The sequence below is a fragment of the Microvirgula sp. AG722 genome (assembly GCF_003269145.1).
Classification (GTDB): Bacteria; Pseudomonadota; Gammaproteobacteria; order Burkholderiales; family Aquaspirillaceae; genus Microvirgula; species Microvirgula aerodenitrificans.
On record NZ_QLTJ01000002.1, the window covers coordinates 349,494 to 363,783 of the forward strand.

The 14,290-nt window shown below is 63.5% G+C and carries 10 protein-coding genes; all 10 read right to left on the minus strand.

Annotation, left to right across the window (positions count from 1 at the left end):
- Positions 1-126 precede the first annotated feature (126 nt).
- The 10 genes from DFO50_RS05250 to DFO50_RS05295 all read right to left on the minus strand — a co-directional run bounded on the left by DFO50_RS05250 (position 127) and on the right by DFO50_RS05295 (position 14,072).
- Positions 127-1,722 (minus strand): ABC transporter substrate-binding protein, encoded by a 1,596-nt coding sequence (locus tag DFO50_RS05250; RefSeq protein WP_107889391.1) that lies wholly within the window; start codon positions 1,720-1,722, stop codon positions 127-129.
- A 216-nt stretch (positions 1,723-1,938) separates the two neighbouring features.
- On the minus strand, positions 1,939-2,133 hold the full coding sequence (locus DFO50_RS05255; protein WP_028497640.1) for a DNA gyrase inhibitor YacG: 195 nt from the start codon (positions 2,131-2,133) through the stop codon (positions 1,939-1,941).
- An 8-nt stretch (positions 2,134-2,141) separates the two neighbouring features.
- Positions 2,142-2,906: a cell division protein ZapD gene (zapD, locus tag DFO50_RS05260; protein WP_233495191.1), complete on the minus strand. Its 765-nt coding sequence runs from the start codon at positions 2,904-2,906 to the stop codon at positions 2,142-2,144.
- A gap of 25 nt (positions 2,907-2,931) precedes the next feature.
- Positions 2,932-3,546 carry a dephospho-CoA kinase gene (gene coaE, locus DFO50_RS05265; RefSeq protein WP_028497638.1) on the minus strand — a complete coding sequence of 205 codons (615 nt, stop codon included), beginning with the start codon at positions 3,544-3,546 and terminating at the stop codon, positions 2,932-2,934.
- 52 nt (positions 3,547-3,598) lie between these two features.
- A complete protein-coding gene (locus DFO50_RS05270; protein WP_112692159.1) occupies positions 3,599-4,384 on the minus strand; it encodes an A24 family peptidase in 786 nt (261 codons plus the stop codon).
- 9 nt (positions 4,385-4,393) lie between these two features.
- Positions 4,394-5,650, minus strand: coding sequence for an HlyC/CorC family transporter (locus DFO50_RS05275; protein ID WP_028497636.1), 1,257 nt, complete (start codon positions 5,648-5,650; stop codon positions 4,394-4,396).
- Between the two features lie 136 nt (positions 5,651-5,786).
- The gene (locus DFO50_RS05280) at positions 5,787-6,860 is read right to left on the minus strand and encodes a porin (protein WP_028497635.1); all 1,074 of its coding nucleotides are present in this window, start codon (positions 6,858-6,860) and stop codon (positions 5,787-5,789) included.
- Between the two features lie 372 nt (positions 6,861-7,232).
- A complete protein-coding gene (gene groL / locus DFO50_RS05285) occupies positions 7,233-8,867 on the minus strand; it encodes a chaperonin GroEL (RefSeq protein ID WP_028497634.1) in 1,635 nt (544 codons plus the stop codon).
- 52 nt (positions 8,868-8,919) lie between these two features.
- Complete coding sequence (gene groES / locus DFO50_RS05290; protein WP_028497633.1) at positions 8,920-9,207, minus strand: co-chaperone GroES; 288 nt, start codon at positions 9,205-9,207, stop codon at positions 8,920-8,922.
- A 179-nt stretch (positions 9,208-9,386) separates the two neighbouring features.
- The gene (locus DFO50_RS05295; protein WP_158537407.1) at positions 9,387-14,072 is read right to left on the minus strand and encodes an autotransporter outer membrane beta-barrel domain-containing protein; all 4,686 of its coding nucleotides are present in this window, start codon (positions 14,070-14,072) and stop codon (positions 9,387-9,389) included.
- Between the last annotated feature and the right edge of the window lie 218 nt (positions 14,073-14,290).

Here is a 14,290-nt window from a genome sequence, read left to right on the forward strand (position 1 = left end):
CCGCAAGCACAGTATGTCGCCTGCAGAAATGAATATGGCGCATCGCTGTCTTTTATGCATCCAGCCACATGAACAAAAAACGGCCCCCGGAACCCCGGGGGCCGTCCTTGTCGTCTCAGTGGCTGCTTACTGCACACTGACGCCGTAGAACGAATTCAGCGAGAACGGGCTGATCCTGTAGCCCTGCACCTTCTTGCTCATCGGCTTGTCGATGGTCGAGTGGGCCACCGGCGTGAACGGCACTTCCTGCTTGAAGATCTGCTGGGCCTGCATGTAGTACTTGCTGCGCTCAGCCTGGTTGCTGGTCGAACGGCCCTTGACGATCAGGTCGTTGAACGGCTTCTGGCACCACTTGGAGAAGTTGTTGCCATTGATCGCGTCGCAGCCGAGCAGCGTGCCCAGCCAGTTGTCCGGATCCCCATTGTCACCGGTCCAGCCAATCAGCAGCACATCATGCTCGCCGGCCTTGGCACGCTTCATGTATTCGCCCCACTCGTACGAGACGATTTTCGCCTTGACGCCGATCTTGGCCCAGTCGGCCTGCAGCATTTCCGCCATCAGCTTGGCGTTCGGGTTGTACGGGCGCTGCACCGGCATCGCCCACAGCGTGATGCTGAAGCCGTTCGGCACGCCGGCCTTCTTCAGCAGTGCCTTGGCCTTGTTCAGGTCGTACGGCGCATCCTTCAGCGCCTTGTTGTACGACCATTGCGTCGGCGGCATCGGGTTGGTCGCCAGCTGGCCGGCGCCCTGGTAGACGGCGTTGATGATCGCCTTCTTGTTGACCGCCATGTCCAGCGCCTGGCGCACTTCCAGCTTGTCGAACGGCTTGTGCTTGACGTTGTAGGCGATGTAACCCAGGTTGAAGCCGGCTTGCGACTGCACGGTCAGCTTCGGGTCGGCCTTCAGCCCGGCCACGTCGGCCGGCTTCGGGTACGAGGCAATATGGCATTCGCCGGCCTTGACCTTCTGCGCCCGCACCGATGCGTCGGTGTTGATGGCGAAGATCAGGTTGTCCAGCTTGACGGCATTGGCACCCTTTTCCCAATACTGCTTGTTGCCGACGAAGCGGATCTGCGCATCCTTCTGGTAGCGCTTGAAGATGAACGGGCCGGTGCCGATCGGCTGGGTGTTCAGCTGCGCCGCCTTGCCGGTCTTCAGCAACTGGTTCGCGTATTCGGCCGACTGGATCGACGCGAAGCTCATGGCCATGTTCTGGATAAAGGCCGCTTCCGGTTTCTTCAGGACGAATTTGACCGTATACGGATCGATTTTCTCGACCTTGGCAATGGTCTGATTCATGCCCATGTCGGTGAAATACGGGAATTCGGTCGGATAAGCCTTGCGGAACGCATTGTTGCGGTCAAGCATGCGATCGAAGGTGAACACGACGTCGTCGGCGTTGAAATCACGCGTCGGCTTGAAATAGTCGGTGGTGTGGAATTTCACGCCCTTGCGCAGATGGAAGGTATAAGCCAGACCGTCCGGCGCAATATCCCATTTTTCGGCCAGGCCCGGCACGACTTTGGTCGAGCCGCGCTCGAATTGCGACAGGCGGTTGAATACGGTTTCGGCTGACGCGTCGAAATCGGTGCCGGTGGTGTACTGGGCCGGGTCAAAACCGGCCGGGCTGCCTTCCGAGCAATAGATCAGGGTGCCGGCAGCATAGGCCTGGGCCATGAAACCGGTTGCGGCTAGCGCCAGCGCGAGCTTCTTGATGCGCATATTCTCTCCAGTGTAGCGTCGTTATGGTGCGCGTGTTTCCACACGCATGTGCTAAAGCTACACAATGGAAAAACAATGGCGCAAGCGGAATATGCATTCTGTTGCGCTGCATCAGAGTCCAATGTCGGACAATTAGATCAAATCAGTAAAAATACAAGGCGATTTCAATAAATCCCGTGACAAACGGATAAACGGCCATCCCGACATACCCGCTTGTCAGTGGGTAAAATCCTGCCCGTTTTCAGTATCAGCCCGGGGATCGGCCGGTTCGCATGGCACGGTATAGCGACCCTCGGCCCATTGCCCGAGGTCGATCAGTTTGCAGCGCTCGCTGCAGAACGGCCGCCAGCGGCTCTCGGCGGTCCATTCGACCGGGCGGGAGCAGGTCGGGCATTTGACGACGGTGGTCATGGAAATCCTTACAGCTTGCAATAGGTCAGCGTGAACTCGATGTCCTTGCCGACCGGACGCGGCCGCTCGTTGCCGGTACCCGGCTGCACGAAACGGACGTTGATCGCGTACTTGTTGGCCGACAGTTCCGGCACGACACCATACAGCTCGTCGATGACGATGCGGATCATGTGGACGATGCGCCCCCCGGACATCTGCTGGAAATTGCCGCCACGGGCGACCAGCGGATAGGTCTTGCCATTGTCGCGCAGCAGCTGCAGCAGCACGTCGGCAGCGGCACGGGCCGGCTTCAGCGGCGCATACCAGCGATCGACGTCAGCGCGGCGCATGGCATCGGGCCGGTGCAGCCAGAAGTGATAGGACGGCAGGTCGAACTCGCACACCCCGCCGGGAATGCCGGAGCGCTGGCGGATGGTCGACAGCCATTCGTTCTCGCGCAAATGCTGGCCGACGCGACTGGTAGAGTCGAACAGACCGCTCATCGCCGCTTCGATATCGGCCAGCACCGCGTCCAGCGCGTCTTCGGCAATGGCCGGATTGTCGCGCAGCGCATCCAGCGCATGCTTCTGCCGGTCGAGTTCCTGCAGCAGCTCGCCCTTGACGTCGGAACGCGCACCGATCTCCGAAATCTCGAACAGCGACAGCAGCGCCGCATGATGGTCGGTCGGGGTACCGCGTTCCATGAAGTGCGCAAGACGCTGGAACAGATCTTCGAGGCGCAACAACAGACGGATGCGCTCGGCGATGGGAAACTCGAAGCTGATCACAGGCACTGTCGCAGCAAGAGGTTGATCGGGGTCAGGCGGCTGCCAGCGTCAGGTAGTCGTGGTGTTTTTCCGCCACGGCCAGCGCCAGCGACGACAGCGAACCGCTATTGTCGACAATATCGTCCGCCTGCGCCAGCCGCGCGTCACGCGGCATCTGGGCCGTCATGATAGCCCTGACCTGATCGGCCGCCAAGCCACTACGTGCCGTGACCCGCGCTACCTGCATCCATTCCGGGCAATCGACGGCCAGTGTGCGCTGGCACAGGTCGGCATAACCGCCGGTCTCGAACAGCAGCGGCACCACCAGCAGCACATAGGGGCCACAGCTGGCGGCAATCTGGCGCCGGCTTTCCGCATTGATGCGCGGATGCAGAATGGCATTCAGCCGCTGCCGTTCCGCCTCATCGCCGAACACCCGCGCCCGCATCGCCGCACGGTCCAGGCTGCCGTCGGCCAGCGCGAACTGCGGGCCGAATGCCGCCACGATGTCGGCCATCGCCGCCCCGCCGGCCACGGTCAGGTCGCGTGCGATCTGGTCGGTATCGACCACCGGCACGCCGTGCGACGCAAACAGGTCGGCAACGGCGCTCTTGCCACTGCCGATACCCCCGGTCAATCCGACCACAAACGGTGCTTTTTTTGTCATGCCTCACCCCTGGTCGCCATCAGTCTGATTTCACCCACGCCGATTCCTTCTGTCAAAACGGTGCGCGCCACAGCACGACCACGGCTGCAGCAGCAAGATACGGGCCAAACGGGATGGCATCATGACGATGACGCCGACCGGACGCGATCAGCAGCACGCCGACCAGCGCCGCCGACCCGGCTGCCAGCAGCAGCACCGGGCCCAGTTGCGGCCAGCCCAGCCAGGCGCCGATCGCCGCCAGCAGTTTGAAATCGCCATGCCCCATGCCATCCCGGCCGGTCAGCAGTGTGCATGCGCGACAAGTCAGCCACAAGACAGCATAGCCGCCCGCCGCGCCGATCACGGCGGCGGGGAGCGGCGCAAAACCGTCGGCGGACAGATTGAACAGCAGGCCCAGCCACAGCAGCGGCCGGGTCAGGCTGTCCGGCAGCAAACCGGTACGGGCGTCGATGACGGCCAGCGGCAGCAGAAAACCGCACAGCAGCAGTGCCCCCGCCAGCGACCAGCCGGCGCCAAAATGCCAGGCCAGCGCCGCCGCCAGCAGCATGCTGCCGGCCTCCAGCAACGGATAGTGCCAGCCAACGGGCGTGTGGCACGCGCGACAGCGGCCACGCAGCCCCAGCCACGACAGCAGCGGCAGGTTCTCCCATGCGCCCAGCACGTGCCGGCAATGCGGGCAATGCGAGCGTGGCGCCCACAGCGTATCGGCACTGTCGCCGAGCAGCCGTCGCGGCAAGCGGTGCACCAGCACGGTAAAGAAGCTGCCGAACAGCAGCCCGAGCACGGCGCAGCCCGCGATCAGCGGTGCCGGCGCAATCAGCGCGAGGACGCCATTCATGGCCGGGACTCAGCCCGGAGGCCGGATGCGGACCCGGCGCACACCCTTGTCGCCGGCCTGCACCACTTCGAACACGCAGCCATGCAGCTTGAAGCAGGTGCCCGGCTCGGGGATGTCCTGGAAGTATTCGAGCACCAGACCGTTGACGGTACGCGGTCCGTCGACCGGCAGCCGGGTATCGAACTTGCGGTTCAGGTCGCGCAGCTGCTCGCTGCCATCGACCAGCACCGAGCCGTCGGCCTGGCGGTCGAGGTGGGTGGCAAAGGTTGGCGCCGAGGTGGTGAACTCGCCGACCACCTGTTCGAGAATGTCTTCCAGCGTCAGCAGCCCCTGCATCTCGCCATACTCGTCGACGACGATGCCGATGCGGCGGCGGTTTTCCTGGAAATTCTGCAACTGGGTGAACAGCGGCGTGCCGGCCGGCACGTAGTACGGCGAGCGCAGCACGCTGCGCAGCCGCAGCGGTGTCAGTGCCGTGTCGGTCAGGCCAAGCACCTTGCGCGTATGCAGCACGCCGATCACATTGTCGCTGGAACCCTCGCAGACCGGCAGCCGGGTGTGATGGCAGGTGCGCAGCTGGCGCACGATATCGTCGATGTCATCGGCCAGGTCGATCATTTCGATCTGCTGGCGCGGGATCATCACATCATCGACCGTGCAGTTCTGCAGCTCGAACAGGTTCAGCAGCATCGACTGGTGCTTCTTGGCAATGAACTGCCCGCTTTCCAGCACCAGCACCCGCAATTCTTCCGGTGTCAGCTGCGTCGTTTCCGGCTCGGGCTGCACGCGCAGCAGACGGATCAGCCCGTGGACGAACAGGTTGACGAACCAGACTACCGGATAGGCGAGTTTCAGCAGCAACGTCAGCGGGTAGCTGGCGGCCAGCGCAATCCGTTCCGGGTGGGTGGCGGCAATGACTTTCGGCGTCGCCTCGGCAAACACCAGAATGGCGAAGGTCACCAGCACGGTGGCAATGCCGAGCGCGATCTCGTTCTGTCCGACCAGGCGGAAGGTGATGACCGTCGCCAGTGACGCCGCCGCCGCATTGACGAAGTTGTTGCCGAGCAGGATCACGCCGAGCAGCTTGTCGGTACGGGCCAGCAGCGCCTGCGCCAGCTTTGCCCCGCGATGGCCGTGCAAGGCCCGGTGTCGCAGCCGATAGCGGTTGACCGCCATCATGCTGGTTTCGGACATGGAAAAAAACGCCGACAGCACCAGCAGCAGGATCAGGGTGGTCAGCAACAGCGATAAGGGAATGTCGTCCAAGGTCGGTTTCGGGACTGGGTAGAACGGAAAGTATTGCCAGTGGCGACCCGCAGGTCAAGGCAGATGCAAAAACCCCGCCTGACGGCGGGGTTTTCCGTAACCGGCCGGAGCCGGTCATGCATTCCAATCGTAACGATTAGAACTTGTGTTGCACGCCAACGGCGAAGGTTTGTTCGCTGCTGACTTCGTTGGCCTTGTGGTCAACATAACCGTACGAAGCGTAGGTCGTGGTGCGCTTGGACAGGGCGTAGTCAACACCAACCACGTACTGGTTCAGGGCGCTGTCGGCAATCTTGTTGTCGTTTTGCTTGATGTCCCAGACACGGTTGTACGTGAACTTCGGCGTGAAGGCACCGATGGTGTAACCCACGGTCAGTGCAGCTTCCTTGGTCTTGAACTCGTCATTGCCACCAACGGCCAGGTTGGCCAGTTGGGCGTACGGGCTGTTGTCACCGTACATCTTGCTTTGACCGTAGGACACCACTGCCAGCAGGTTGTTGGCGTTGTAGCCGCCTTCAACACGCCAGTAGTTGGCGTTCTTGTCGCCAGCAGCGTTGTTGTCCTGGAAGCCGACATAGCCAGCGTCAACGAAGTAGCCGCTGTTTTCGTAGCCGAGGCCCAGGTTCCAGGTGTTCTTGTTGGTGCGATCGTCACCAACATAGGCACGCTGCTCGTCAGCACCGTACAGGGCGGTGAACTTGAAGCCGGCAAAGTTCGGGCTGTCGTAACGCACGGCGTTGTTCACGCGGCCGTCCAGCAGGTTAGCCGAGTTGTACGTCGAACCGTTCACGCCTGCGCCGTAGATCCAGGCGTCAAACTTTTCCATGTCCGAGTTCAGGTACGTGCTCAGACGACCCAGGCGGACGGTACCGAAATCACCGGTCAGGCCGACGAAGCTGTCGCGGGTCGCCCAGGTGTTGTTGTAGCCGTTGCCCGAACCCGAACCGGTGGTGCCGTCGATGTTCAGGCCTTGCTCGACTTGCCAGATGGCCTTCAGGCCATTGCCCAGATCTTCGTTGCCCTTGAAGCCGATGTACGAACCGGTGTCGTCGATGCGGACGCCACTCTTCAGCTTGCTGGTGTTGCTGTCGAAGTTGTAGCCGTTCGACTTGCCACCTTCAACGCTGGCTTCGATGTTGCCGTACAGGGTCACGTCGGCCATAGCGGCCAGCGGCAGTGCAGCAACGGCCAGTGCGATCAGTTTTTTCATGGTCAGTTACCTCTTTGGAGTAAATCAGCGGGTCGATGCGCCCGACTTCTAAACATCGGATCAGCACGTGCTCTGTGCTTTGTGTGAACTCACTATACGGTGCTTTGTTGCTATTTCGCCAACGCAATTCACGTTTATGCGTCTTTTTTGCAACATGCGGCCGAAACAACACGCAAATACATGATTCTATTGAATTTTTATTGTGACGACATTGTTGCACATTAGCAACATATGATTGATGACGTGGCAAAAACACGCCATTGCCCGGTCGGGATTCCGCGCCTGGCGGCCAGCGGCAGGCCATGAAAAACCCCCGCGAACCTGCGTTCGCGGGGGTTTTGCCGGGCATGGCGCGAGCGCCATGCAGCGGTATTACATCATGCCGCCCATGCCACCCATGCCGCCCATGTCCGGGGCCGACGGCTTGTCGTCCGGCACTTCGGCGATCATGCAATCGGTGGTCAGCATCAGGCCGGCGATCGAGGCGGCGTGTTGCAGCGCGCTGCGGGTCACCTTGGTCGGATCGAGCACACCCATTTCAACCACGTCACCGTATTCGCCGGTGGCGGCGTTGAAACCGAAGTTGCCCTTGCCTTCGTAGACCTTGCTCACCACCACGCTCGGCTCGTCGCCGGCGTTGGCGACGATCTGGCGCAGCGGAGCTTCGATCGCCTTCAGCACGATCTGGATACCGGCGTCCTGTTCGGCATTGCTGCCCTTCAGGTTGCTCAGGTTGCCACGGGCGCGCAGCAGGGCCACGCCGCCGCCAGGAACGATGCCTTCTTCAACGGCGGCACGGGTCGCGTGCAGCGCGTCTTCGACGCGGGCCTTCTTTTCCTTCATTTCGACTTCGGTCGCGGCACCGACCTTGATCACGGCCACGCCGCCGGCCAGCTTGGCCACGCGTTCCTGCAGCTTTTCGCGGTCGTAGTCGCTGGTCGCTTCTTCGATCTGCTTGCGGATCTGGTCGACACGCGCCTTGATGGCGGCTTCCTGGCCGGCACCGTCGATCAGCGTGGTGTTTTCCTTGCCGATTTCGACGCGCTTGGCCTGGCCCAGCTGTTCCAGCGTGGCCTTTTCCAGCGTCAGGCCGACTTCTTCGGCGATCACGGTGCCGCCGGTCAGGATGGCGATGTCTTCCAGCATGGCCTTGCGACGGTCGCCGAAGCCCGGTGCCTTGACGGCCACGGTCTTCAGGATGCCGCGGATGTTGTTGACCACCAGGGTAGCCAGCGCTTCACCATCGACGTCTTCAGCGATGATCAGCAGCGGACGGCCCGACTTGGCCACCTGTTCCAGCACCGGCAGCAGGTCGCGGATGTTCGAGATCTTCTTGTCGAACAGCAGCACGAACGGGTTGTCGAGCTGGGCGATCTGTTTTTCCGGCTGGTTGATGAAGTACGGGCTCAGGTAGCCGCGGTCGAACTGCATGCCTTCGACCACGTCGAGTTCGTCTTCCAGGCCCGAGCCGTCTTCAACGGTGATCACGCCTTCCTTGCCGACCTTTTCCATCGCGGCGGCGATCTTTTCACCGATCACGCTGTCGCTGTTGGCCGAAATCGCGCCGACCTGGGCGATTTCCTTGCCGGTCGCGCACGGCTTGGAGATTTTTTTCAGTTCTTCAACGATGGCGATGACCGCCTTGTCGATGCCGCGCTTCAGGTCCATCGGGTTCATGCCGGCGGCAACGTACTTCATGCCTTCCTGCACGACGGCCTGGGCCAGCACGGTCGCGGTGGTGGTGCCGTCACCGGCAACGTCGTTGGTCTTGGAAGCCACTTCCTTGACCATTTGCGCGCCCATGTTTTCGAAGCGGTCCTTCAGTTCGATTTCCTTGGCGACCGACACACCGTCCTTGGTGATGGTCGGCGAGCCGAAGCTGCGCTCCAGCACCACATTGCGGCCCTTCGGGCCCAGGGTCACCTTGACGGCGTCAGCCAGCACGTTGACACCAATGACCATCTTGGCACGAGCGGAATCACCGAATTTTACGTCTTTTGCAGCCATGTTCTTTTACTCCAGGAAATTGGATCGGGACAACGGGACGGGACCGGGTCGATTACTCGACGATGCCCATCACGTCTTCTTCGCGCATCACCAGCAGCTCTTCGCCGTCAACCTTGACGGTCTGGCCGGCGTACTTGCCGAAGATGACCTTGTCGCCCTTCTTGAGCTCCAGCGGACGGCGTTCGCCGTTTTCCAGAATCTTGCCATTGCCGGCGGCGACGACTTCACCCATGTCCGGCTTTTCTGCCGCGTTGCCCGGCAACACGATGCCCGAAGCGGTTTTCTCTTCGGCTTCGAGGCGTTTGATCACAACACGGTCATGCAGGGGGCGGATTACCATGGAAAAACTCTCCTGTACTCGAGTAGTTATCTGAAACAATCAGAAAACACTAAAAAAATCAGCGATTTGGCACGAGCGACTGGCACTCGTCCGTTGCGAGTGCCAATGGTATGGGCGAGGAAAGGGCTTTTCAAGGGTTGGCGGGCAAAAAAATTGCGGCGAACGGCCGCCGCACTGCGCTACCAGCTCATGTGCATGACGAGTTCGGCACGGCGGGCACCGCCGTGGCCGCCCGGTGCACCCTGCCAGTCCAGGCTGCCGCGCACGCTGGTTTGTTTGCCCAGCCGGATGTCCAGACCGGCCCCGGCATCGGCCAGCATGCCGCGCATGCCGGTCCGGAACGGAAGATAGCCGTTGTCGGAAGAGAAGGATGCGCCCGGCCTGGCGGCGGACTCCCGGCCCAGCCCGGCACGAACCCAGACCGATGACGACGGCGATGCCGCATGCTCGCCGAGCAGACCGACCCGGGTCTGCAGCGACTCCATCCCGCCGAAGCGGACCTGGGCCGCACCATCGGACGCCGCGTCCAGCCGGATGCGCTGGTAGCTCAGCCGGACCTGAGGCGTCAGCCGCCAGGACGGGTCGACCCGCAGCGGGAAGCCGGCCTCCAGTGACACTGCGCCGCCATGGCCGCGGCTGTGCAGCGGCCGCACCTGGGCGGAGACGGAACGCACGCGGTATTGACTGGCCTGGGCCACGGCATCGACATAGGCCCCGCTGTCGGCCTGCCAGTTCCAGTAGCCGCCCAGCGTGCGCCCGTCGAGCTGGTCATGGCCGGCACGACGACCGTCATCGTGATCGACGGTGGCGCTGGCCTGGCCGATGGCCAGATACAACCCGCCACGCAGCACCGAGCCGTCCCGCCCATGACGGAGCAGCAGGTCATGACCAGCCTGCAGTGCCTGCAACTCGCTCGCATACCGCGGCCCGTTCGCCAGTATGCCGCCGCCATCGTAGTGGCCCGCCTCGTTGATCGCCCGCCCCCAGGCCGCCGGCAACGGCCGGGTGGTGGCCAGATTCGTCGCCCGGACCTCGCGCGTCGCCAGCATCGTCTGGCCATAGGCCAGCGCCATGGCCGGCACGACGGCATACAGCGAGGTTTCACCGCGGTAGTCGGGTCTTTTGCCATCATCCGGCGTATCCGCCTCATCGCTGCGCTCCGAACGCAGATACCAGTTGTCCGCCGTACCGGCCCCCTGGCCGCCGCGATACAGGCGGTAGGCGTACGGACCGGCCAGTACCGGCGCGTCGAGCCGGAACGCCTGGGCCCCGGTTTGCCCCCCGTTGCCGGTTTCGATCAGCAGGATGCCATCGCCCCGGGTCTGGGCACCGGCACCACCGACATTGACTACCTGCAGTGCGGTCTCGCCACTGGCGCGACCGCCATCCAGCAGTACGCGGTCAGCCGGCGAATCATCGCCGTCCAGCCGGGCATGAACCCGCAGCCAGGCAGAGCCGGTGCCACGGTAGTCACCTTGCAGCACCAGCGCATTGCCGACACCGGCACCGCCGAGCAGGATGCCGCCCCGGTTGTCCAGCGCCCCGCGGATTTCCAGTCTGCCGGTCCCGGACAGCCGCGTCGCAGCGTCAGCCACCACCAGATAGCCGTCGTTGCCGACATCGCCGACCACGACGCCGTAGCCACCCAGCACCGCCCCGCCGGCAACCGTGACCGGGCCGCCGCCCCCCAGCGTCGCGGCGGCATTGTCCAGCAGCAGTCCGCCGCCCTCGATGCGGGTACCGCCACGGTGATCGAGCCCCTGCCCGGCCAGCACGACACCGCTGCCGCGCTTAACCAGTTCGCCGGCCCCGGTCAGCGCATTCAGCAGCCGTCCCTCACCGGCAACGTCGAGAAGCAGCACACCCTCATCCGTCACACTGGCGCTGCCGAGCTGTCGCGTGTCGGTCACGGTCAGCCGGCTGTCGGCATCGATGTCGAAGCGACCGGCAAAGCCGTCATTGGCGCCGGACAGCGTCAGGCCGCTCTGCACCAGTTGCACATCCCCCCGGCCATCCAGCGCATTGGACAGCACGCCATTTGCCGCGTCGAAGCGCAGCGTGCCATCGTTGAAAATGCCGCCGCGTCCCAGCCCGCCGACATCGTCCACGACTGCGCTGGCGCCTGCCGCGATCTGCGTCGTTACCGCCAGCGCAGGATTGGCACCCTCCAGCCGCAGCTCGCCACCGGTCAGGGTCAGCAGGCCGCTGCCGGACAGCGTGCCGGCCGCGATGCGGCCGCCATTGCCGATACTCAGCCCGCCGCCGTCGAACGCCACGCGCGACCCGGTCCGGGCTTCGAGGCGGCCCGAGCCCCAGGGCGGCAGTACCGCCAGCTGGCCGCCGGACAGCTGCAGATCGCCATCAATCAGCAATTCCCCCACGCCCTGCACATGCCCGTTGGCTGCAACGGTCGCCCCGGCATCGATGCGCAGCTGCGAGGTCTGTCCGAGCACATTGTCGTTGCCCAGTACCAGTGTCTTGCCGGAGACCTGCGTGGTGCCGGTGTAAGTGTTGGCCGCATTGTTCAGGGTAATGCTGCCGGCAGCCTCGATCAGCAGATTGCCGCTGCCGGTCAGCCTGGCATCCAGCGTCGAACCCGCCAGGGTGCCGTCGTCCCCGGTCAGGTGCAGCAGCTGGCCGGCCTGTATGTCGAGCCGGTGCAGGCCGTAGCCGACATACAGCCCGTCGTTGCCGGCACCGGTACCCAGATAAAAGCCATAGTCGCCAACGGCAACGGCCAGTCCGTGCTGCTCGATGCCGATCTGTCGTTCCGTTCCCAGCACCGTGCCATTCTGGTCGATCAGCGCCAGCAGGCTGGCGCTGCCGGTGATGCCGGTCGTACTGATCAGCCGGCTGACGATGGTATCGTCCTGGCGCAGCAGGGTCGGCGCCCGGCCATCCCATGCTTCGCCCGGCGTGTAGTGGTCGGGCACATAGGCCTGCACGCTGCCGCCCTGCAGGTCCAGCCGGCCGGTGGAGATCTCGCTGATGATGGTGGCCGGTGCCTCGGTCGGCAGTACCAGCGCACCGCCGGCAATGGACAGCTGTCCCAGCGCCAGCCGGTCATTGTCGACGGTGGTGGTATTGCCGCTTTCCAGCCGCAGTGTCGCCCGGGCCAGTTGCGCCGCCTGGTCGCCGTCCAGGTTGAACTGGCTGCGGCCCAGCGCCAGCGTGCCGGCAAATGCGGACCCCGCCCCGCTTCCCAGCCGGAAATCCGCAGACGGCGTTCCCAGGTCAACCCGTACCGTGCCGCTCCCCGTCAGTGCCCGGTCAAAGGTCCACGCCTGCGGCGTCGCGGCGAAATCGAGCAGGTAGACGGCGCCGGCTGCGACCGATACCGAATCACCGCTGATGGCACGGGCCGAATCCAGCCGCAATGTGCCAGCCTCGACCCGGGTCGGCCCGCGATAGCTGTTCGCGCCATTGAGGGTCAGCATGCCGCTGCCGGACTGGGTGAGCCCGCCATCGCCACTGATCGAGCGGGAAAAAGCCGTGTCATCGGCGCGGTCAAATACCAGTTCGCCATTGTCGATGATCGACCCATTGAACGAACCACTGGCGGCCCCCTCACCGATCCGCAGTGTGGCCCCCTGCGCAATCGTGGCCCCGCCCCGGCTGTCGACGGTGCCGCCGAGGGTCAGCCGTCCCTGCCGGACCGACAGGGTGTCGGCGGCGGTGCCGATCAGTGCCACATCGCCGCTGAGCGTCCAGTCGTCGCCGGCCATGGTCAGGGAACGGAATCCGTCACCGGCGCCCGCGCCCACGAAGCGGCTGTCTTCGACCGCGCTGCCCAGCAGTGTCAGCGTATTGTTGCTGCCGGCACTGAGCACATCGCCGTCCAGCACCGAACCACTGTCCAGTTCGAGCACATTGCCGGCGCCCCCCAGCCGGATCGCAGTGCCTGCCTCGCCGCGGATCCGGCCACGATTGCGTATCCGGTTGCCCGACGTCTGCAGGTCGATGCCGGTCTGTCCGCTGATGCTTGCACCAGGTCCGTTGTCGATGGTTGCCACGGCACCGCCGGTCACGCGCAGCCCTGCCGACCGGGTGCCGGCCAGCGAGCCGGTATTGCTGACCGTCGCCTGCGAGCCCGTGATGAGCAGCCCGGTGGCGCCACGAACCGATCCGGTATTGCGGACCGTGGCATGCCCCTGAGTGCCCCCTTCGACGAAGATGCCATCGCTGGTCGTACCGCCTGCGTCCACCGTACCTGACTGCGTGACATCCACGGTGCCGGCATTGATCGTCCGCGCCTCGATGCCATTGGCCAGCGCCGTCTGCACCGTCCCGCGGTTGGTCACCGAGACATCACCGCCCCGAAGGCTTTGCGCATACAGGCCGCGAGCCGTCGCGCCCCGGGTACTGACGCTGCCGGTGGATACCACGGTGGCGTTATTGTTCACCTGGACGAAAAGGGCACGCGCATCGGCGCCAAAGGTCGTGATATTGCCGTAGTTAAGCACCGTACCGGATGCATTCCCGCTCGTGCCACGAATGGAAATACCCCGCGCATTCGCCTGCCGGGTCGTAATGCTCGCCCCGGCTTCGACCAGAATGCGTGCCGATCCGGCAGGGGTAAAGCCACTGCTGCTGACTCCGATACCCACCGTATAGGGGCCGATACTCTCCGCTGCACCACTGGTATCAACAGCCACCCGCCCCGTCAGCGTCAGACTGATATCCGCTCCACTGTAGCCAATGCCGTTCGCGTACGGGTTTTTCTGCCCGGCACTGCTGCCAGAGCCATTGCAACTGACGGTCAGACCGGTACCGCATTCATTGATGGCCCAGGCCGGGCCGGCAACCGTCCACAGCATTGCCGTGCCGACCAGCCAGCCCCTGCCGGTCGAAAGAGAAACCTGCACAGAATGAGCGTAAACCACACGATTCTCGATAAAAAAGACATCTTGCGGGTACCACAAGAAAATGGCATCGCCTGCAACCATGATTGGCGAAACAGGTAAACAGGGCAGATATTGCCCTGACCTGGCGCATATCGGCAGGTTGCTCTTTTTTCATGAGAAAGGAAGGGAGAATACTGATTTCGTGCTCTCCCTTCATCGAACAGACAATAAAAACCTTC